Raw genomic sequence first — 20,052 nt, forward strand, 5'->3', positions numbered from 1 at the left:
TTTCCGTGGTTGATGTCTTCGAACAGGTCGAGGAGGAGCTTCGCTCCGACCGGTACAAGCGCCTGGCCCGCACCTGGCTGCCCGTCGTGGGCGCCGTTCTGGTGGTCGCCCTGGTCGCCGCCCTTGGCTGGTGGGGCTGGGACAGCCTGAACTCGAGCAAGGCCGCCAAGGCTGCCGAGGCCTATGATCGCGGCATGGAGGCCCTGCGGGCCGACAAGCCCGTCGATGCGCGCGCCGCCTTCGAAGAAGCGGCCAAGGAAGGCAACGGCGCCTATAAGGTCATGGCCCTGCAACAACAGGCGGGGCTGGCGGTCAGCGCCAACAAGATTCCGGACGCGGTTCGCCTGTTTGACGAGGCGGCCAAGGCATCGGGCGATCCAATCCTTTCGGACCCGCCTGCCCTCAAGGCCGCCTTCCTGGTGATGGATACGGCGCCCCTGGCCGATCTGGAGGCGCGGTTGACGCCCCTGGCCGAGGACGATCGCCCGCTGCACGCCTTCGCCCAGGAAGCCCTGGCCCTGGCGCGCCTGCAACACGGCAAGACCAAGGAGGCGCGTGAAGCCTTCGTTCTGCTGCAACTGGGCCAGGACGTGCCCGACGACGTCCGCCAGCGCGCCAATATCGCCGTGGCCACGATCGACGCCGGTACGGCCGGCGCCCTCAAGGCCATCGTCGATGCGGCCAAGTCGGCGCCTCCGCCGGCCGCCCCCGCTCCGTCCACCGCCCCCGCTCAACAGTGACGACCCCCGACAGGACGCCCCCGATGAACCGAGTTCTGAAAGTCGCGCTGATCTGCGGCGTCGCCGCCACCATGGCCTCCTGCGGCGCCGTCAGTCGCAACCTGCCCTTCGGTCTGGGCAAGAAGGGCGATCCCAAAGCGACGGCGTCCGAAGGCCAGCGCATCTCGGTGCTGGAGTTCGAACAGCAACTGGCGCCCTCGGCGGCCTTGTCCGGTCGGACTTATTTCCTGCCGGGTCCGCAGGCCGCGACGGCCTGGACCCAGCCGGGCGGCACGGCGGAAAACCTGGTCGAGCACGTCATCGCCGCGCCGGACTTCAAGATCGCCTGGAAGCGCGACATCGGCCGCGGGTCGGCCCGCGTCGGCAACGTCATGGCGCCCATCGTCGCCGCCGACGGCAAGATCTTCGTTCTGGACGGCGAATCGACCGTGTCGGCCGTTTCCGCAGACACGGGCGCGGTTCTGTGGAAGACCGACGTGAAGAACGGCGAGCGCGACCGCAACGGCGGCTTCGGCGGCGGCGTCGCCGTGGCCGGCGGCAAGGTCTTCGTTTCCTCCGGCTATCGCTCCATGACGGCGCTGGACGCCAATACCGGGACCGTCGCCTGGACTCAGCCGGTGGACGCGCCCATTCACGGGGCGCCGACGGTGGTCGGTTCGCACGTCTTCGTCGTGGACGTGGATAGCCAGCTGTTCGCCTTCGACGTCAACACGGGCGCCCAGGACTGGACCTATCGCGGCATCGCCGAGCCGGCTCGCGTGATGCGCGCCTCCAGCCCGGCCGTGACCGGAAACACCGTCATCGCCCCCTTCGCCTCGGGTCAGCTGGTGGCGCTGAGCGCCCTGAACGGCCAGTCCCTGTGGGAACAGACCCTGTCGCGCACCAGCCGCACCAGCGCCCTGTCCGAGGTTCGCGACGTGGCCGGTCGCCCCGTGATCAGCCGCGGCATGGTCTATGGCGTCAGCCATTCAGGCGTGCTGTCGGCTCTGGACCTGCGCTCGGGTCAACCCAAATGGCAACTGCCGGTCACGGGCGTGAACGCGCCCCTGCCGGTCGGCGACGTGGTCTTCGTCGTGTCCAAGTCCGGCGAGCTGATCACCGCCAATCGCGACACCGGCCAGATCTACTGGACTCGCGAGCTGAATGAAGGCCGCGCCCGCAAGGTCGGCGGCTTCTTGCGCTTCGGCCGTCGCACCATCACGCCGCAGTGGTCCGGCCCGCTATTGGCCTCGAACCGTCTGGTGATGGTCAACTCCTACGGCGAAGCGGTCGCCTTCGATCCGAAGACAGGCGTCGCTCAGACGACGTTGAAGCTGGGCGCGCCCGCCTATATCGCGCCTGCGGCCTATAACGGCGCCCTCTATGTGCTGACCGACACCGGTCAGTTGATCTGTATCCGCTGATTTTCAGCCAGAATTACGTTAGAAGGCCGACATGGCTCTGAAGGTCGCCATCGTCGGCCGCCCCAATGTGGGCAAATCGACACTGTTCAATCGTCTCGTCGGCAAACGCCTCGCGCTGGTCGATGACCGGCCCGGCGTGACCCGCGACCGGCGCTATGCCGACGGCAACATCGGCGACATGGACCTGACGCTGATCGACACGGCCGGCTATGAGGACGTCACCGACGAAAGCCTCGAGGCGCGGATGCGCGAACAGACCGAGGCGGCTATCGACGACGCCGAACTGATCCTGTTCATGATGGACGCCCGCGAAGGCGTGACTTCGCTGGACCGGATCTTCGCCGAACGCCTGCGCAAGGTGCACAAGCCGATTATCCTGCTGGCCAACAAGTCCGAGAGCCGGGAGAGCGGCGGCGGCGTGGGCGAGGCGCACGCCCTGGGTTTCGGCGAGCCCGTCGCTATCTCCGCAGAGCACGGCGAGGGCATGGCCGACCTCTACGCCGCCCTCCGCGCCGGTTCGGAGGACATCTTCGTCGAGGAGATCGACGAGCCGGACAAGCCGATCCGTATCGCCGTGATCGGCCGGCCCAACGCCGGCAAGTCCACCCTGATCAACCGTCTGATCGGCGACGACCGGCTGCTGACGGGGCCGGAAGCCGGGATCACCCGCGACTCCATCTCGGTGGACTGGACGTTCGAGGGCAAGAACATCCGCCTGATCGACACGGCCGGGATGCGGCGCAAGGCCCGTGTTCAGGAGAAGCTGGAGAAGCTGTCGGTCGCCGACACCATCCGCGCCATCACCTTCGCCGAGGTGGTGATCCTGGTCATGGACAAGGACGACGCCTTCGACACCCAGGATCTGCAGCTGGCCGATCTGGTCGAGCGGGAAGGGCGGGCCCTGGTCTATGTCGCGTCGAAATGGGACCTGGAAGACGAACCCCAGTCGCGGCTGGCCAAGCTGAAGACCCTGGCGGAAGACAAACTGCCTCAGTTGAAGGGTTCGCCCTTTGTGGCCCTGTCTTCCCACTCGGGGCGGGGCGTCGATCGACTGATGCCGGCGGTGCTTCAGGCCTATGACACCTGGTCGGTCAAGGTGAAGACCAAGGACCTGAACACTTGGCTGTCCATGGCGACTCAGCGCCACCCGCCTCCCGCCGTGGACGGCAAGCGGATCAAGCCGAAATACATCGCCCAGACCAAGGCCCGTCCGCCCACCTTCGTGCTGATGGCCAATCGCGCCGAGGCCATGCCGGATCACTACAAGCGCTATCTGGTCAATTCGATCCGGGAGAGTTTCGACCTGCCGGGCACGCCGATCCGCCTGAACGTCAAGTCCAGCGGCGCCAATCCCTATGCCGAGGGCGGCGCCAAGTCCGGCCCGGAACGCTACAAGGGCGACGCCAAGACCGCGCCGCGCCGCGTCAAGAAGGCCGAGAAGGAAGAGGCCTTGTCCAAGCTGCCCGGCAAGGCGCTGGAGCAGAAGAAGACCCGCAAGGCCCAGCCCAAGGTGCTGGGCGGCCTGAAGGCCAGCGCGTCCAAGAAGGCCGGATCGTCTGTTGCGATCCAGAAGGGCGCGCGCGGCGGCGCCCGTCAAGTGTCGCGCTCAGGCCGCATCCGCACCGGCCAGAAGGGCGGCGCCAAGAAGTGACCTCATGAGCGAGGTCGCGTCCGTCCTTCCCGACCGGCCGACCTCGCGCTGGCTGATCCTGGACGGGCAGGGGCGGGTGCTGCTGTTCCGTTTCGCCTTCGCCGACGGCCCCCTTGCGGGATCCGAATTCTGGGCCACGCCGGGCGGCGGCTGCGATCCGGGCGAGACCTACGAGGACGCCGCACGCCGCGAACTGTTCGAGGAGACGGGCCTGATCGTCGCTGATCCGGGCCCCCAGGTCGCCCGCGTCCGCGTCAGCTTCCGCCTGCCCGACGGCTGCATGGCCGACGTCGATCAGCGCTTCTTCCTGCTCCGCAGGGACGGCTTCGACCTGTCCTCCAACGGTTGGACCGAGGCGGAGCGGCGCGTCCTGGCCGAGCACCGCTGGTGGAGCCTCGACCAGATCCGCGCCTCGACAGAGACGATCTGGCCCCAGGAATTGGCGGACATTCTGGAGCGGCTGACGCCGATGGCGAGGGGTGTTGATCAAGGCTAGGGTCTTGGTCCGCCTCGAACCTTCGCCATGCCCGCCCTGATCGTCGCCGTCCTGCTGAGCCAGCCTGTGGATCGGATAGGCTGAGTGCGGAGCAAGCACGGGAGTTTCGGTTGTCTGAAGTTCCCTCCGATGGCGTCCTTTTTCGATAGGGATATTCGTTTGCAATCATAATGCTTGCAGCAAGGCCCACTGCGGCGCTTGATCCCTCGAGGATAGGAGAACACCATGACGACATCCCCGATCTTCGATCTTCAAGCGGTGCAAAAGGTGCGTAAGGGCGCCGTGCTCGTCGCCCTGCTGGGTCTGGTGGGCCTGACGATGGTGTCCCAGTCCGCCACGGGCCTGGACAGTCCGCTTCACGAAGGCGTCGAGGCCGTGGGTCTGGCCGCCATCGTCTTCGCCATCGTCGGCCGGGCCTGGTGTTCCCTCTATATCGGAGGGCGCAAGAAGGCCGAGATCGTCTCGCGCGGCCCCTATTCGATCAGCCGCAATCCCCTCTATATCTTCAGCTTCTTCGGCGCCTTCGGCATCGGCGCCCAGAGCGGCAGCCTGACGCTGGCGGTGCTGTTCACCCTCGCGTCCGTGGCCGTTTTCTATCTGACTGTTCGCCGCGAAGAGGCCTGGCTGGGCGCGACCTTCGGCGCCGCCTATGCCGATTACAAGGCGCGGACGCCTCGCTTCCTGCCTGACTTCACCCGCTGGCATGACGAGCCAGAGCTGTCGGTGCGGCCGAGCTTCTTTCTGACCACGATTAGAGACGGGCTGGTCTTCCTGCTCGCCATACCGCTGTTTGAGGCCGTGGACCTGGCCCAGGCCCAGGGATGGCTGGCTGCTGTGGTGCGCCTGCCCTGATTGGCGGGGGCACAGACCCCTGGCTTCACTCGCCGTCAGACCAAGGCTTCCGTCGTCGGCCCGGCCCTCCAGTCGCGGAAGCGGATCGTCGGCGGCGGCGTCAGGTCGCCCCGCGCCAGTTCAACGACCAGGGGGCCGATTTCCGACGGATGGGGCAGGGTCTGCGGGTCTTCTCCGGGGAAGGCCTGGGCGCGCATGGCGGTGCGCATCCGACCGGGATCGACGATGCTGACACGGATCGGGGTGCTCTCCACCTCGTCCGCCCAGGCCTTCATTAAAGCCTCGGCGCCCGCCTTGGTGGCGGCGTACATGCCCCAGAAAGCCCGAGGCGTGGTCGCGACGCTGGTCGTGAAATGGATGGCCCGCCCGGCGTCCGAGGCGCGCAGCAGCGGCTCCAGCGAGCGGATCAGCCGGTAGACGGCCGTGAAGTTGACCTTTTCGACCTTGGCGAACTCGCGCGGATCGGCGTGGGCCACCGGCGTCAGGCCCGACGGCCCCATGGTCGCCGCCGCCTGGACCCAGATGTCCAGTTTCTTGAACCGTTCGAAGATCGCGCCGCCCAGCCGGTCGATCCCGCCCCCGTCGACCAGGTCGAACGGGACGAGGGTCGCGTGTTTGCCCGTCGCGGCGAAGACGGCGTCGTCCAGTTCCTCAAGCCCGCCTTGTGTCCGGGCTGTAGCCACCACGTGCGCGCCAGCCTTGGCCAGGGCGAGGGCGCTCTCATAGCCGATGCCGCGCGAGGCCCCGACGACGAGGGCGATACGGTCTGAGAGCGGGGGCCGGGCGACGTCTGACATGAGGGACTGATAGGCTGTGACGCCGCAAAGGCCAAGCCGGTCTGGACAAGGGAGCGGACTTGTGAAACGATAATGAGTATCAAATGCAGGAAGGGCTTAGTCATGGATCGGGTGGCGATCTTCTTTTCGGTCTTCGCCTCAACCCTGGGCATGATGATCATCATGCCCATCCTGGGGCCTTTGACACGGGAGCTGGGCCTGACCGAAAGCCAGACCGGCTGGATGGTCTCCATAGCGTCGGTGGTGATGGCGGCGACAGGCGCCTGGTGGGGCGCCAAGAGCGATCACTGGGGGCGAAAGACGGTCATACTGACGGGCTTCGCCGGTCTGTTCGTCGCCTATGTCCTCTATACGATGGCGATCGACCAGGGGCTGAAGGGGCTGTTGACGGGGCTTCCTCTGCTGGCGGCCCTTTTCGCCGGACGGGCGCTGGTCGGGGCGTTTCTGGCGGCCGTGCCTGCTTCAGCCCAGGCCTATATGGCCGATGTCACCACCAGCGAGACCCGCAGCGCGGGCATGGCTCTGATCGGGGCCGCCAGTGGTCTGGGCATGATCGTCGGTCCGGCGATCGGCGGCGTCCTGGCCCTGAAGGGGCTGATATGGCCGATGGTTCTGGCGACCCTCCTTCCGGTCGCCGCCTTCATAATGGTGCTGATCGTCGTGCCGCGAACCGCGCCCAGGGAAAGGGCCACGACACGTCGGCTGAGTCCTTTCGCGCCGCAGGTGCGGGGTTGGCTGGCCATTGGTCTGTTGATCATGTTGACCATCGTCACCCTTCAGGTCAGCGGCGGCTTCTATTTTCAGGATCGGTTGGGGTTGGACAATGTCGCGACGGCCCGCTTCGTCGCCCTGTGCCTGACGCTGGTGGGCGTCTTTCTGGTGGTGACCCAGACCCTGCAGATGCGGCTGCTGAAATGGGCGCCGCGCAGGCTGGTTCGCGCAGGGACGCCGTTTCTGATCGTTTCCCTGCTGCTGCTGTTGGCCACGGCTTCCGAACCGACCTATGCGATCGCCTATGCTCTGTTCGGCGTCGGAGCCGGCCTGGCCATGCCCGGCTATATGTCAGGGATTTCCTTGGGGGCGGCTGAAGATCGTCAGGGCGCCGCCGCTGGTCTGGCCGCCTTGATGCAGGGGGTTGCGGCCATCATCGCCCCCTTGGGCAGCACCATTCTGTATGAGAGGTCGCCCGTTCTGCCCTTCCTGGTGATCACGGGCCTGTGCGCGGCGGCGGTGGTTCTGGGACTGTTTATCGGCCTACCGGGCGTCGAAACACCCGGGTCTGTGGCCCCTATAACTCCGGAAGCCTAACCCCTGATAATCATGCGCTGACCAGCAGCGAAAGTTGTCGTGCGGAAAACTCCCGGCCGCCTTCCTCGATCTCCCGGTCCAACAGGCGGGTGGGGTAGTCGCCGGTGAAATAGTGGTCGGTGAACTGGGGCGCGTCATTGTTGCGGCCGGGCTCGCCCATCGCCTGATACAGGCCATCGATGGACAGGAAGCCGAGGGAATCGACCTCCAGCATTTCGCGCATCTCCTCCAGCGTCTTGTTGGCCGCCAGCAGTTGCGCCCGCTCGGGCATGTCGATGCCGTAGAAGTCGGGGAAAAGGATCTGCGGGGAAGCCGAACGCAGATGAACCTCCTTGGCCCCGGCCGCCCGGACGGCGCGGACCAGTTTGACCGAGGTGGTGCCCCGCACGATGGAGTCGTCGATCAGCACGACCCGCTTGCCGGCCAGGGCAGACTTGTTGGGGCTGTGCTTCATCCGCACGCCCTTCTGCCGGGCGCCCTGGCTGGGCTGGATGAAGGTGCGGCCCAGATAGTGGCTGCGGATGATGCCCATCTCGTAGGGGATGCCGCTCTCCTGGGCATAGCCCAGGGCGGCGGGCACGCCGGAATCGGGCACCGGCACGACGATATCGGCGTCCACGCCCCATTCGCGGGCCAGACCCCGGCCCATTTCCTTGCGGACCTCATAGACCGAACGGCCGTTCACGACCGAGTCGGGACGCGAGAAATAGACGTATTCGAACAGGCAGGGGCGAGCGGCGCGCGCGGGGAAGGGTTTGATCGATTCGACGCCGTTCTCGTCGATGACCACGACCTCGCCGTGTTCGACGTCGCGCACGAAGGCGGCGCCCATCATGTCCAGGGCGCAGGTTTCGGAGGCCAGGACCCAGGCCTCGCCCATCTGGCCCAGCACCAGGGGGCGGATGCCCAGAGGGTCGCGGGCGCCGATCATCTTGTGACGGGTCTGGGCCACCAGGGCGTAGCCGCCCTCGATCCGCGCCAGAGCGTCGATGAAGCGGTCGACGATCTTGGCCTTACGGCTGCGGGCGATCAGGTGAAGGATGACTTCGGAGTCCGAGGTCGATTGAAAGATGGCGCCTTCGCTGACCAGCTGGCTGTGCAGGAATTTGAAGTTGGTCAGGTTGCCGTTGTGGGCGATGGCGATGCCGCCCTGGTCCAGGTCGGCGAACATGGGCTGGATGTTGCGCAGGAAGCTGCCGCCGGCGGTGGAGTAGCGGGTGTGGCCGACAGCCGCGCGACCGGGCATGCGCGTCATCAGGTCGGCGCCGCCGAAGGCCTCGCCCACCAGCCCCTGATGGCGTTCGGTGTAAAAGCGTTCGTCCTTTATGCTGGCGATGCCGCAGGCTTCCTGACCGCGATGCTGAAGCGCATGCAGGCCCAGGGCGACGACAGCGGAGCCCTCGTCCTCGTCCGCGCCCCAGACGCCGCAGACGCCGCACTCCAGACGGAGCTGATCATCCTCCGGCTCGCGCCAGTGCTCGCGGTGAACGACGGGATCGGCGATATGGTGGCGCATCGTGGGGCTCCGATGACCGGGGGAAACTTACGGGGCGGCTTCGCGCGGCGAGTTAGTCTCGGATTGCGTCCGAGGCAAGGCTTCGTCGTTCGAAAACCCTTTGCGCACGGATGAATCCACCACAGGCGTGATCGCATCGGCGCCGCGCCCGATGCCGGGCAGGACGATCTGAATGGCGCGGGCGCCGACGGCGCTGACCTTATAGAGCGCCGCCTGGGTCAGCCATTTCGGCGTCCGTTCGCCCGGCATGGCGGCCACGATGACCAGATGGACGGCGCCCAACAGGACCAAGGCCCGGCCTGCGCCGACGAACACTCCGATGAACCGGTCGATTCCTCCCAACTGCGGATGGGCCTGGGCCTGTTTGGACAGGATGGAGCCGAAGATGCGGATGCCGAAATAGACGACCATGAAGGTCACGATCGCCGCCAGGATCGTCCCGGCCCAGTCGGGATTGACCAGGGCCCGCCCCAGCATGGCCGTCCAGGGCAGGGTCACCAGGGCGATCAGCGCCGCCAGCAGGGCGCTGAGCAGGGTGATGATCTCGCGCACCCCGCCGCGCACCCAGCCGGCGGCGGCGGAGAACAGGATCACCACTATGGCGAAGACGTCGTAACCGGTCACTCAGAGGTCCAGAAACTGTTGCGCCCGTCTAATAGCGGTTTTGCGAGATTCGTTCGACCACATCCGTCAACCGCGTCGCCGACGTCACCTTGACCCCGTTTGTCTTCCCCGCGCTCTGGGGCAGGGGCGGGCACAGCAGATGGTCGAAGCCCAGCTTCTGAGCCTCGCGCAGCCGCGCCTCGGCTCGGCCCACGCTGCGGACCTCGCCCGACAGCCCGATCTCGCCGAAGACGACGCAGCCCTGGGGCAGGGGCATGTCCAGGGCCGAGCTGATCAAGGCCGCCGCCGCCGCCAGGTCCGCCGCCGGCTCGTTGATCCGCAGCCCCCCGGCGACGTTCAGATAGACATCTTTGTCGCCGAAGCCCAGGCCGCACCGGGCCTCCAGCACCGCCAGCAACATGGCCAGGCGACCGGAGTCCCAACCGACCACAGCCCGCCGCGGCGTGCCATAGGCCGAGGGCGCCACCAGGGCCTGAATCTCGACCAGAACGGGCCGCGAGCCTTCGATCCCGGCGAAGACGGCGGCGCCGGGCGCCCGGTCCTTGCCCTCGCCCAGGAAGAGGGCGGAGGGATTGGCGACTTCGCGCAGGCCGCTGTCGCCCATTTCGAACACCCCGATTTCGTCGGTGGCGCCGAACCGGTTCTTGCCGGCGCGCAGGATGCGGAACGGATAGCCGCGCTCGCCCTCGAAGGTCATGACGGCGTCGACCAGGTGTTCGACCACGCGCGGCCCGGCCACCTGGCCGTCCTTGGTGACGTGGCCGACCAGGACGACGGCGATCCCTTGCGTCTTGGCCAGTCGGACCATTTCGCCGGCGCAGGCCCGGACCTGGGTGATGGAGCCGGGCCCGCTCTCATGAACGTCGGACCACAGGGTCTGGATCGAATCGACGATGACGATGTCGAATTGTTCGCGCTTCAGCGTGCCCAGGATGTCGCGCAGCGCCGTCGCCGCCGCCAGATTGACCGGCGCCTGGTCCAGCCCCATCCGCTTGGCCCGCGCTCGGATCTGCTCGACGGCCTCTTCGCCCGAGATATAGGCGATACGCCCGCCGCGAAGCGCCGCCTTGGCCGCGACCTCGAGCAGCAGGGTGGACTTGCCCACGCCCGGATCGCCGCTCAGCAGGATGGCCGAACCCGGCACCACCCCGCCGCCGCAGACCCTGTCGAACTCGGCCACGCCCGTCGTGATGCGGGGCGGTTCGGGGGTGTCGGATTGAAGGGTTTCAAACTGCAGGCCGCGTCCGCGCGCCGAAGCGGCCGCCGAAGGCTTGATCGCGCCCGGCGGCGCGGAACGGCTCTCTTCGGTCAGGGTGTTCCACTGGCCGCACGATGAACACTGACCCGACCACTTGCCGTGGACCGAGCCGCAGGACTGACAGACGTAGAGAGCGGAATCGCGAGCCATGGACTTCCTTAGCAGAGACAGCCGACGTCGGGTGACGGGCCGAGCATTGCGCCTTCATCGTCCTCTTCTACGTCAGTCGCGGTCGCATTCGTCTCAATAGGCGCGGGGCACCCGGTCGCTGATTGCAGTCAATAGTTCATAGCTGATGGTCCCGGCCGCGGCCGCCGCCTCATCCAGATGACGGTTCGCGCCGAAAAGCTCGACCCGATCGCCGACCGCGACGTCCAGGCCGGTGACGTCCAGGGTGCAGACGTCCATCGACACCCGGCCCAGCAGAGGGCGGATCTCGCCCGACACCCAGGCGGCGCCGCCTTGTCCATAGGCCCGCATGACACCGTCGGCATAGCCCGCAGCCACCACGGCCGCTCGCACGGGACGGTCGGCGACGAAGCCTCTGGAATAGCCGATGCTTTCCTCCGCCCTGACGTCTCGAACCTGCAAGACCTCGGCGGTCAGGGTGGCGACGGCGGCGATCCTGACATCTGGCCGACCCTGCGGCCCGCCGCCATAGAGACAGACGCCGGGGCGCACGGCGTCGAAGCTGTAGTCCCGCCCCAGAAAGCAACCGCCCGAGTTGGCCAGGGATCGCGTGGCGCCGGGATAGCGGGCCGCTGCGATTTCAAAGGCGTCGCGCTGGCGCCGGTTCATCGGCTGGTTCGGTTCGTCGGCACAGGCCAGGTGGCTCATGATCAGATCGAGGCCCTCGAACGGCTCCGGCGCGTCTTCGGGGCGGAACCCCAGCCGGTTCAGGCCGGTGTCGATCTGGATGCCGCAGGCGCCGCCGCCGACCTGGCTCCAAGCCTGCATCTGTCGGGGCTGGTTCAGCACTGGACGCAGGTTCGCCGCCTTCAGCACGCCGGCCGCCCCGTCGTGGCAGCCGTCCAGCACATAGATGACCGGCGCATCGCCCAGCGCCGCCCGCAAGGCCAGGCCTTCATCGGCGCGGGCGACGAAGAAGGTCCGCGCCCCCTCGGTCATCAGCCGGGTCGCACAGGCCTCGGCGCCCAGCCCATAGGCGTCGGCCTTGACCACCGGATGAACCGGCGCGCCGGTCACGGCTTCCAGCGTGTGGAAGTTGCGGGCCAGGGCGTTCAGATCGACGGACAGCAGGGCGGGGGAGGGCATGGCGGCCTTATGGCGTAAGTCGGCGGTCAGGGAAGAGCCCTATTCGTAGCTGACTTCCTCATAGCCGTGCGCCAGGTTGCCGAAGCGGACCGTGTCGGCGTCGAAGGCCAGTTTGACGATGCCGATCGGGCCGTGACGCTGTTTGCCGATGACGACCTCGGCCTGGCCTTGCAGCCGGTCCATGTCCTGCTGCCATTGCAGGTGTTCCTCAGTGCCTTCGCGCGGCTCGGCCCGCCCCAGATAGTAGCTCTCGCGATAGACGAACATCACGCAGTCGGCGTCCTGTTCGATCGAGCCGGATTCCCGCAGGTCCGACAGTTGGGGCCGCTTGTCGTCGCGCTGTTCGACCTGACGCGACAGCTGCGACAGGGCGATGATCGGGACGTTCAGCTCCTTGGCCAGGGCCTTGAGGCCGCCGGTGATCTCGGACACTTCCTGAACGCGGTTCTTTTGCCCGCCGCCCTCGCCGGTGGTCACCAGCTGCAGATAGTCGACGATGATCAGGTCCAGCCCATGTTCCATCCGCTTCAGCCGCCGCGCCCGGGCGGCCAGCTTGGAGATGGAGATGCCGCCGGTGGCGTCGATGTAGAGGGGCGCCTCGCCGATTTCGACCGCCGCATCGCGCAACTTGCCGAAATCCGAAGCGTCGATCTCGCCCTTGCGCAGCTTGTCGGATGAGACGCCGGACGCATCGGCCAGGATCCGCATGGCCAGCTGTTCGGCGCTCATTTCCAGCGAATAGAAGGCGACCACCCCGCCATTGACCGTCTTGCGGCCCTCCGGCGTCGGCTCCCATTGATAGGCGCGGGCCACGTTGAAGGCCATGTTGGTCGCCAAAGCCGTCTTACCCATCGACGGGCGTCCGGCGAGGATCAGCAGGTCGGACGGGTGCAGCCCGCCCAGTTTCCGGTCCAGATCGTGCAGGCCGGTGGCCAGACCGGCCAGCTTGCCCTCGCGCTGATAGGCTTCTGCCGCCATCTGTACGGCGCCGGACAAGGCGTGGGAGAAGCTGACGAAACCGGACGAGGGCTTGCCCGTCTCGGCCAGCGAATAAAGGGTCTGTTCGGCCTGTTCGATCTGTTCGTCAGCGGGGACGTCCGGATTGGGCGCCTCCTTGATGATCTCGCCGCCGATGCGGATCAGGTCGCGGCGCAGGGCCGTGTCATAGACGACGCGGGCGTAGTCCGGGGCGTTGGCCGCCGGCGGAGCCCGGTCCACCAGATCGGCGAAATAGCGCAGGCCGCCGAACTCCTGAAAGGCGGGGTCCTGTTTGAACCGCTCCATCAGGATGGTCGGCTCGGCCAGCATGCCCTGACGGATGTGATCCTCGATGGCGTCGAACAGCCGCTGGTGGAAGGGCTCGTAGAAGTGGGAGCCGCGCAGACGGTCGCTGAGACGCTCGAACACCCCGTTGTCGAACATCAAGGCGCCGAGCAGAGCCTGTTCGGCCTCCAGGTTATGAGGCATGGAGGCGACGCCGTTGGAGTCCAACGGCGAGGACGAGAAGGGCAGGGGGGCGAAGGCGTTCATTGTCTTAACGCTCTATCCCTCACACGCGCCTGCGTCAGTCGCGGACGCCGCCGCGACGGTGGACAGATCGTCCGCCCTGTGGGTGAACGGGAATTGTTCAGGCGGAACCCAGGCGGCGGCCGACGTCCCGCCGCCCATGGTCCGTGCGCGAAACAAAAAGGGACGCTCCGAAGAGCGTCCCTGATCTCAGGGTGGGGCCGGCTCACCAGTTCAAGGCGATACGGCCGTACACGAACCGGCCGTTGAAGCCGTAGGGCGAGAAGTTGGAGAAGGGGAAGGCGCCCGATGTGTTGTTGGCGCGCTGAGCTTGGCGGGGATATTCGTCCAGCACATTGTCCGCTCCGACCGCCAAGGTCAGACGATCATTGAGGGCGTAGCGCGCCTCCACATCGACGACCACGCCGACGCCAAGCTCCAGATCGGTCGCCTCGGTCGCGCCAGGAGCCAGGACGTCGCCATAGCCGGTCACGCGGAAGGTGCCGCCGAGCCGGGCGCGGGTCCAATCCGTCTGGAAGACTGTCTTCCACGGCGGCGTGCCCTCTTCGAACCGCAGTGTCGCCTGGCGCGCGAACAGCGAGACCGGGGTCGGCAGGATGCCCGAGCGGGTCTGGGGCGTCTTGGTCACGTCGAAATCATTGACGTTCGCCGCCAGGGTGAAGTCGAGCGAGCCGACGTCGGCCAGAACCCGGTAGCGCGCAACCACATCCAGGCCGGTCGTCTCGGTGTCCACGCCATTGATGAAGAAGCGGGCCGCTGTGGCGCCATAAGGCTGAAGCAGATCGAAGATGGCGCGGGCGTTGGTTCCAGGCGCCGCAGTGGCGCTGCCGGTCAACGTCTCTGACAGGATGATCCGATCCTCGATGTCGATGCGATAGGCGTCGGCCGTCAGTTCAAAGGGACCGCGACGGTAGACCAAGCCCAGCGAATAGTTGGTTGATGTCTCGGCCTTCAGAGGCGTGCCGCCAAGCGCGACGCCGACCGGGCTGACCGAGGGGAAGGTGCCGGTCTCATAGGGAACGTTGTTTATGTAGAGGATCGCCGTCTGGGTGAAATACTGCTGTTGCAGGCTCGGCGCGCGGAAGCCGGTCGATAAGGCGCCGCGAAGAGCGAACGACGGGGTGAAGTCGTACCGCGCCGCCAGCTTGCCCGAAACATTGTCGCCGAAGTCCGAGTAGTTTTCGTACCGCACAGCCGCCGAGGCGGTGAAGCGTTCGAACAGCTCGCCTTCCAGATCGACATAGGCGCCGATGTTGTTGCGGTCTTCGTCGACCTCATTGGCGGGGGTGAAGCCGGTGAAACCGCGCGAGCCCCAGCTGAGATCCACGCCGCCGACGTTCAGGAAGGTCCCGCGCTGATAGGAGTTGGGTTCGCCCGCGCCGATCTGATAGGACTCCCGCCGGGCCTCCAGGCCAAAGGCGACGTTCAAGGGAGCGTAAAGGCCGACGTCATAGGCGCGGCTGGCGTCAATACCCAGCACCAGCTGATCATAGGCAAGGGAACCGGCGTAGAACTTGGTTGGGGAGGTCGGCCCCAAAGAGGGGTTCAGCGTGTTTTCAACGCTGAAGTCGATCTCGTTCTTGCCGTAGCCCAGGTTGATGTCGATGTCGAAACCCCCGGCCTGGCCCTTCAGCCCGGCGGCGGTGGTCCAGTCGGTCGTGTCGGTCAGAATGTAGGGCAGGTAGCCGTCAGGATAGACGCGGCCAGAGGCGTAGGCCGGGTTCTGGGCGTTGTCGGTCGGCGTGCGATAGAAGGCGGCGGCCGAGGCGTCGCGGGTCTGATAGCCGACCCAGCCATAGGCTTCCCAGCCCGCAGCCAGGGGCTTGCCGGCGTTCAGATAGACGGCGAGATCCTCAGACTCAGGATCCCCCTGTGCCCCGCGAACCTGGGACGGGTTGAAGCGGGGATCGAGGTCGCTTCGGTTGGTGCGCTCCCGGTCCCGATATTCTACTGAAGCCGTCAGAAAGCCGTCCGAGCCCAGGCCGAACCCCTGCCAGCCGGCCACCGTCAGGGCCTCGCCGTCCTTCAAATCCTGGCCGCCGCCGTAGAAGCCGGTGTAGTCGGTGCGATAGCCGCCGTAGGTGACGCTGGCGCCGCCGCCGCTGGAAGCCTTGCGCAGGCGCAGGTTCAATACGCCGGCGATGGCGTCAGACCCGTATTGCGCCGCAGCGCCGTCGCGCAACACCTCGATACGTTCGATCGCGGTGGAGGGAATGGCGTTCAGATCGACAGCAGCCGACCCGCGACCGACCGAGCCGTTGGTGTTCACCAGGGCGGTGGCGTGACGGCGCACGCCATTCACCAGCACCAGGGTCTGGTCCGGCCCTTGTCCGCGCAAGGTTGCGGGGCGGATCGAGTCAGTGCCGTCGGTGGCCGAGGGGCGGGGGAAGTTCAGGGCAGGGACGGTGGCGGCTAGCTGGGTGGCCAGCTCGGTCGAGCCGCGCTGTTGCAGGGTTTCGGCCGTAACGACGTCGACGGGCGCGACAGAATCGAGGCGCGAGCGATTCTGGACGCGGGTGCCGGTGACGACGATGTCGTCAACCGCGTCGGCCTGAGGTTGTTGCTGAGCAAGGGCCGGCGCGGCGGTCAGCAAGGCGAAGGCCGATGAGGTGATCAGCAGGGTGGAGGCGGTGGGTCGGAAAGCGGAGCGGCGCATGGAGAGATCCTGTTCTGGAGAGGGCGCACGGGCGGCGCGGCGTCGCCGTCTTGAGCGGCGTTCTTTAAAAGGGACGCTATCGGCGACATCGCTGCCTGGGTTGCAGCCAGGCTGCACGCTCGGAAAACAGATGCATCTTAAGTCCCCTCATCGGCCGATGGCGGCGTTCAGCCCTTGTGGCGATATCAGGGCGGTCCCGTGGCGGGTCAACCATCGGCCCTGACCATGTTTGCTGAGCTGAAGGGCTAGAAAATCTATAAAGTTGCCTCTGCGCGAGCCGAAGGTCGGGCGAAGGTGGGACTTCGCAGCATGACGATCTCCCGGGGCTGAAACCGATAAGCGCGCCTTCCGATCGGCGCAAAATACTTGCTCTGGGAATGCGAAAAACGACGAGCGGCAACCGTGTTGGTCGTTCGCGCGCGACGTCAAGGTCGTTTTATGCGCAACTATCCCTCAGGCGCTCGCTTGCCTTCAATGTGTTGTAAACTTGTCATGAAGTCGCGCCGCAGCGGGGCGCGCAGCAGAAAGGGCGCGTCCCTTGCGGAACGCGCCCTTGAAGTTCGACCGGTCCGGTCCGAAGACCAGGAGGCGATCAGGCTTCGTCGCCGAAGCCTTCCTGTTGACCGGCGCCGCCTTCGATCAGCTCCTGGGCCGATTGCTCGGCGGCCTGGCGCTCATCGTCGAACTGGCTGCGGATCACGTCCTCGCCCTTGGCTTGGCGCTCGGCCTCGTCCATGGAGCGGGCGATGTTGATCTTGACCGTAGCGCGGACCTCGGCGTGCAGGCGGACCGGCACTTCGTGGACGCCCAGGGTCTTGATCGCCGTGTTCAGGACCACCTGCGAACGTTCGACCTTGCCGCCTTCGGCCTGGATGGCCTCGGCGACGTCGCGACCGGCGACCGAACCGTACAGCTGGCCGGTTTCACCGGCCTGACGGATCATGATGTAGGTCTGGCCGTCGATCTTGTCGGCGATCTTCTGAGCCTCGGCCTTGTTCTTCTCGTTGCGCTGCTCGATGGCGGCGCGGTCGAGTTCGAAAGCCTTCAGATTGGCGGCGGTGGCCCGGCGGGCCTTGTCGCGCGGCAGAAGGAAGTTGCGGGCGAAGCCGTCCTTGACAGTGACGACGTCGCCGATGGCGCCGAGGTTATCGACGCGTTCCAGCAGAACGACCTTCATCTTACTTCACCACATACGGCAGGAGGGCCAGATAGCGGGCGCGCTTGATGGCCTTGGCCAGTTCGCGCTGCTTCTTCTGGGAGACGGCGGTGATGCGCGAAGGCACGATCTTGCCGCGTTCGGAGACGTAGCGCTGCAGCAGCTTGACGTCCTTGTAGTCGATCTTCGGCGCATTGGCGCCCGAGAACGGGCAGACCTTGCGGCGACGATAGAAGGGGCGGCGGCCGGCGGAGCCGGAGCCGGCCGGGGCGCCCGGGGTGGGGGCAGTCGTGTCGGTCATGATCCGGTTTCCTTATTCGGCGTCTGCGGCGTCGGCGTCGTCACGCGGGGTGCGCTCGCGTTCACGCTCGCGTTCGCGCTCGCGGCGGGCCAGAAGCGGCGACAGTTCCAGGTCCAGTTCCTCGACGCGGACGGTCAGCCAGCGCAGCACGTCTTCGTTGATCGACAGCTGACGCTCGACCTCGGCCATGGCGGCGGGAGGGGCGTCGACGGCCAGCAGCGAATAGTGAGCCTTGCGGTTCTTCTTCACGCGGTAGGTCAGGTTGCGCAGACCCCAGTACTCGATCTTGGCGACGGAGCCGCCGCCTTGCACGATCAGGTCCTTGATGGTGTCGTTCAGCGCTTCGGCCTGTTGCGCCGAGATGTCCTGGCGCGTCATGACCGTGTGCTCGTAAAGAGCCATGCGGTAGTCTCCCTTGTAGGCGTCGGCGCGGAAACGACCGGGTAAGTCGATCTCCACGATGGCTCCTGGCGCGGCGGCGGGACCGGTTGTCCAACCCTTTGGCGTTCCGCGTCAGGACCGAAGCCCTGGAAAGCGGGGGCGTATAGGGGAAAAGGCGGGAACTGGCAAGAACGGCGGGGCGTTGGGGTGAAAAGCGCCTGTGAGCAGGAGGTGAGCCTTCAGCGCGCGCCTCAGCGCACGTCTCACTCACTAGCGCTTTTCGCCAACCGCCCCTAAACCACCCCCATGCCGAAGCTGACGTCAGCGGTCGATCCGCAAAGCCCCAAGTACAAGTCCCTGCACGCGCATAACAGCGCCCTGGTCGCCGAACTTCGCGACCATGTGGCCAAGGCCGCGCGCGGCGGCTCCGACAAGGCGCGCGAGCGTCACGTCGCCCGCGGCAAGTTGCTGCCGCGGGATCGGGTCGAGCGGTTGTTGGATCCCGGTTCGCCTTTCCTCGAGATCGGGCAGCTGGCCGCCCACGGCATGTATGACGGCGAAGCGCCGGGCGCCGGCGTCATCGCCGGGATCGGGCGGGTCTCAGGGCGCGAGGTCATGATCGTCGCCAACGACCCGACGGTGAAGGGCGGCGCCTACTTCCCGATGACGGTCAAGAAGCACCTGCGCGCCCAGGAGATCGCCGAGCAGAACCGTCTGCCGTGCGTCTATCTGGTCGACAGCGGCGGGGCCAACCTGCCGCACCAGGCCGAGGTGTTTCCCGACTGCGACCATTTCGGCCGCATATTCTTCAACCAGGCGCGGATGAGCGCCAAGGGCGTCGCCCAGATCGCCTGCGTCATGGGCCTGTCCACCGCCGGCGGCGCCTATGTGCCGGCCATGTCGGACGAGACCGTGATCGTGCGCAACCAGGGCGCCATCTTCCTGGCCGGCCCGCCGCTGGTGAAGGCCGCCACCGGCGAGGTCATCTCGGCCGAGGAACTGGGCGGGGCCGAAACGCACGGCCGCCGCTCGGGCGTGGTCGATCATGTCGCCGAGAACGACGAACACGCGCTGGAGATCGTGCGGTCGATCGTCGCCAATCTGAACACGACCAAGGCCGTGGAGCTGGATGTGCGCGAACCCCGCGCGCCGGCCTTCGATCCGGCCGAACTGTATGGGCTGATCCCGGAGGACGTCCGCGCGCCCTATGACGTGCGCGAGGTGATCGCCCGTCTGGTCGACGGGTCGGAGTTCGACGAGTTCAAGGCCCTTTACGGCTCCACCCTGGTGTGCGGCTTCGCCCGCATCTGGGGCTATCCGGTCGCCATCCTGGCCAACAACGGCGTCATCTTCTCCGAGAGCGCCCAGAAGGGCGCCCACTTCATCGAACTGGCCTGCAAGCGCAAGATTCCGCTGCTGTTCCTGCAAAACATCTCGGGCTTCATGGTCGGCGGCAAGTATGAGGCGGGCGGCATCGCCAAGGACGGCGCCAAGCTGGTGACGGCCGTCGCCTCGGCCGAGGTTCCGAAGTTCACCGTCCTGATCGGCGGCAGCTTCGGGGCCGGAAACTACGGTATGTGCGGCCGCGCCTATTCGCCGCGCTTCCTCTTCACCTGGCCCAACAGCCGGATCGGCGTCATGGGCGGCGAACAGGCGGCCAGCGTCCTGGCCACCGTCCATCGCGACGCCGAGACCTGGTCGCCCGAGGAGGCCGAAGCCTTCAAGGCGCCGATCCGCCAGAAGTACGAGGACGAAGGCAATCCCTATTACGCCACCGCCCGCCTGTGGGACGACGGCGTGATCGACCCGGCCCAGACGCGCGACGTGCTCGGGCTGGCTATATCGGCGAGCCTGAACGCCCCGATCCCGGAGACGACCTTCGGCCTGTTTAGGATGTAGCATAAGACAGCTGTACTTCTCGCAGGGCGCCTCATATCGTCGGTCTATCAGATTTGGGGATCTTTTATGCCGACGGTTACGCCTGCCCAAGTTGCAGCCAAGCTGGCTCCAATCCTTCGCTTGCATTCTCAGGATCCGCATCGGCCGATAGCTGTCGAGACATTTCTCAGCCGCTGCCAGTTGGTCAGCGGTAGCGGAGAACTTTCATCCGG

Annotated in this window: 17 protein-coding genes; 7 read left to right on the plus strand and 10 right to left on the minus strand. The window is 66.6% G+C overall.

The features are described from left to right. The first annotated feature begins 5 nt into the window (after window positions 1-5). From GGQ93_RS11475 to GGQ93_RS11495, 5 genes are all read left to right on the plus strand, one after another. On the plus strand, window positions 6-740 hold the full coding sequence (locus GGQ93_RS11475; RefSeq protein ID WP_183217112.1) for a tetratricopeptide repeat protein: 735 nt from the start codon (window positions 6-8) through the stop codon (window positions 738-740). Between the two features lie 23 nt (window positions 741-763). After that, window positions 764-2,143: a PQQ-binding-like beta-propeller repeat protein gene (locus tag GGQ93_RS11480; protein ID WP_183217114.1), complete on the plus strand. Its 1,380-nt coding sequence runs from the start codon at window positions 764-766 to the stop codon at window positions 2,141-2,143. Between the two features lie 31 nt (window positions 2,144-2,174). Then, window positions 2,175-3,794, plus strand: coding sequence for a ribosome biogenesis GTPase Der (gene der / locus GGQ93_RS11485; RefSeq protein WP_054766026.1), 1,620 nt, complete (start codon window positions 2,175-2,177; stop codon window positions 3,792-3,794). A 4-nt stretch (window positions 3,795-3,798) separates the two neighbouring features. Continuing rightward, complete coding sequence (locus GGQ93_RS11490) at window positions 3,799-4,290, plus strand: NUDIX hydrolase (RefSeq protein ID WP_183217116.1); 492 nt, start codon at window positions 3,799-3,801, stop codon at window positions 4,288-4,290. A 225-nt stretch (window positions 4,291-4,515) separates the two neighbouring features. Then, window positions 4,516-5,142, plus strand: coding sequence for a methyltransferase family protein (locus GGQ93_RS11495; protein ID WP_183217118.1), 627 nt, complete (start codon window positions 4,516-4,518; stop codon window positions 5,140-5,142). A gap of 35 nt (window positions 5,143-5,177) precedes the next feature. Here GGQ93_RS11495 and GGQ93_RS11500 read toward each other — a convergent pair whose 3' ends face one another. Then, complete coding sequence (locus tag GGQ93_RS11500) at window positions 5,178-5,939, minus strand: SDR family NAD(P)-dependent oxidoreductase (protein WP_183217120.1); 762 nt, start codon at window positions 5,937-5,939, stop codon at window positions 5,178-5,180. A 102-nt stretch (window positions 5,940-6,041) separates the two neighbouring features. On the opposite strand from GGQ93_RS11500, the gene GGQ93_RS11505 reads away from it, so the two are divergent. Continuing rightward, window positions 6,042-7,247, plus strand: a complete 1,206-nt coding sequence (locus GGQ93_RS11505; RefSeq protein WP_183217122.1) for an MFS transporter — start codon at window positions 6,042-6,044, stop codon at window positions 7,245-7,247. 10 nt (window positions 7,248-7,257) lie between these two features. Here GGQ93_RS11505 and purF read toward each other — a convergent pair whose 3' ends face one another. The 9 genes from purF to rpsF form a co-directional block, all read right to left on the minus strand. Next, on the minus strand, window positions 7,258-8,763 hold the full coding sequence (gene purF, locus GGQ93_RS11510) for an amidophosphoribosyltransferase (RefSeq protein WP_183217124.1): 1,506 nt from the start codon (window positions 8,761-8,763) through the stop codon (window positions 7,258-7,260). Between the two features lie 27 nt (window positions 8,764-8,790). Continuing rightward, window positions 8,791-9,387 carry a CvpA family protein gene (locus GGQ93_RS11515; RefSeq protein WP_183217126.1) on the minus strand — a complete coding sequence of 199 codons (597 nt, stop codon included), beginning with the start codon at window positions 9,385-9,387 and terminating at the stop codon, window positions 8,791-8,793. Between the two features lie 28 nt (window positions 9,388-9,415). Next, window positions 9,416-10,795, minus strand: coding sequence for a DNA repair protein RadA (gene radA, locus GGQ93_RS11520; protein ID WP_152950549.1), 1,380 nt, complete (start codon window positions 10,793-10,795; stop codon window positions 9,416-9,418). Window positions 10,796-10,888: 93 nt separating this feature from the next. Further along, a complete protein-coding gene (alr, locus tag GGQ93_RS11525; protein WP_183217128.1) occupies window positions 10,889-11,920 on the minus strand; it encodes an alanine racemase in 1,032 nt (343 codons plus the stop codon). Between the two features lie 39 nt (window positions 11,921-11,959). Further along, window positions 11,960-13,450: a replicative DNA helicase gene (locus GGQ93_RS11530; RefSeq protein ID WP_054766017.1), complete on the minus strand. Its 1,491-nt coding sequence runs from the start codon at window positions 13,448-13,450 to the stop codon at window positions 11,960-11,962. A 202-nt stretch (window positions 13,451-13,652) separates the two neighbouring features. Continuing rightward, entirely contained in the window at window positions 13,653-16,103 is a 2,451-nt protein-coding gene (locus GGQ93_RS11535; protein WP_183217130.1) for a TonB-dependent receptor plug domain-containing protein, read from the minus strand. A gap of 592 nt (window positions 16,104-16,695) precedes the next feature. Beyond that, the gene (rplI, locus tag GGQ93_RS11540; protein WP_183217132.1) at window positions 16,696-17,280 is read right to left on the minus strand and encodes a 50S ribosomal protein L9; all 585 of its coding nucleotides are present in this window, start codon (window positions 17,278-17,280) and stop codon (window positions 16,696-16,698) included. Window position 17,281: 1 nt separating this feature from the next. Continuing rightward, on the minus strand, window positions 17,282-17,560 hold the full coding sequence (gene rpsR / locus GGQ93_RS11545) for a 30S ribosomal protein S18 (RefSeq protein WP_054766014.1): 279 nt from the start codon (window positions 17,558-17,560) through the stop codon (window positions 17,282-17,284). Between the two features lie 12 nt (window positions 17,561-17,572). Then, the gene (rpsF, locus tag GGQ93_RS11550) at window positions 17,573-17,962 is read right to left on the minus strand and encodes a 30S ribosomal protein S6 (protein ID WP_054766976.1); all 390 of its coding nucleotides are present in this window, start codon (window positions 17,960-17,962) and stop codon (window positions 17,573-17,575) included. 285 nt (window positions 17,963-18,247) lie between these two features. Between rpsF and GGQ93_RS11555 the strand changes: the two genes are divergently transcribed. Then, window positions 18,248-19,840: a carboxyl transferase domain-containing protein gene (locus GGQ93_RS11555; RefSeq protein WP_183217133.1), complete on the plus strand. Its 1,593-nt coding sequence runs from the start codon at window positions 18,248-18,250 to the stop codon at window positions 19,838-19,840. The last annotated feature ends 212 nt before the right edge of the window (window positions 19,841-20,052 follow it).

Source organism: Brevundimonas aurantiaca, assembly GCF_014199955.1.
Lineage (GTDB): Bacteria > Pseudomonadota > Alphaproteobacteria > Caulobacterales > Caulobacteraceae > Brevundimonas > Brevundimonas aurantiaca.

Excerpts from the sequence above, each read along its gene's own strand:
- alr (WP_183217128.1), bottom strand. The coding sequence starts at position 11,920 with ATGCCCTCCCCCGCCCTGCTGTCCGTCGATCTGAACGCCCTGGCCCGC.
- GGQ93_RS11555 (WP_183217133.1), top strand. The coding sequence starts at position 18,248 with ATGCCGAAGCTGACGTCAGCGGTCGATCCGCAAAGCCCCAAGTACAAG.
- purF (WP_183217124.1), bottom strand. The coding sequence starts at position 8,763 with ATGCGCCACCATATCGCCGATCCCGTCGTTCACCGCGAGCACTGGCGC.
- GGQ93_RS11480 (WP_183217114.1), top strand. The coding sequence starts at position 764 with ATGAACCGAGTTCTGAAAGTCGCGCTGATCTGCGGCGTCGCCGCCACC.
- rplI (WP_183217132.1), bottom strand. The coding sequence starts at position 17,280 with ATGAAGGTCGTTCTGCTGGAACGCGTCGATAACCTCGGCGCCATCGGC.
- GGQ93_RS11490 (WP_183217116.1), top strand. The coding sequence starts at position 3,799 with ATGAGCGAGGTCGCGTCCGTCCTTCCCGACCGGCCGACCTCGCGCTGG.
- der (WP_054766026.1), top strand. The coding sequence starts at position 2,175 with ATGGCTCTGAAGGTCGCCATCGTCGGCCGCCCCAATGTGGGCAAATCG.
- GGQ93_RS11500 (WP_183217120.1), bottom strand. The coding sequence starts at position 5,939 with ATGTCAGACGTCGCCCGGCCCCCGCTCTCAGACCGTATCGCCCTCGTC.
- GGQ93_RS11505 (WP_183217122.1), top strand. The coding sequence starts at position 6,042 with ATGGATCGGGTGGCGATCTTCTTTTCGGTCTTCGCCTCAACCCTGGGC.
- radA (WP_152950549.1), bottom strand. The coding sequence starts at position 10,795 with ATGGCTCGCGATTCCGCTCTCTACGTCTGTCAGTCCTGCGGCTCGGTC.
- GGQ93_RS11530 (WP_054766017.1), bottom strand. The coding sequence starts at position 13,450 with ATGAACGCCTTCGCCCCCCTGCCCTTCTCGTCCTCGCCGTTGGACTCC.
- GGQ93_RS11495 (WP_183217118.1), top strand. The coding sequence starts at position 4,516 with ATGACGACATCCCCGATCTTCGATCTTCAAGCGGTGCAAAAGGTGCGT.
- rpsF (WP_054766976.1), bottom strand. The coding sequence starts at position 17,962 with ATGGCTCTTTACGAGCACACGGTCATGACGCGCCAGGACATCTCGGCG.
- rpsR (WP_054766014.1), bottom strand. The coding sequence starts at position 17,560 with ATGACCGACACGACTGCCCCCACCCCGGGCGCCCCGGCCGGCTCCGGC.
- GGQ93_RS11535 (WP_183217130.1), bottom strand. The coding sequence starts at position 16,103 with ATGCGCCGCTCCGCTTTCCGACCCACCGCCTCCACCCTGCTGATCACC.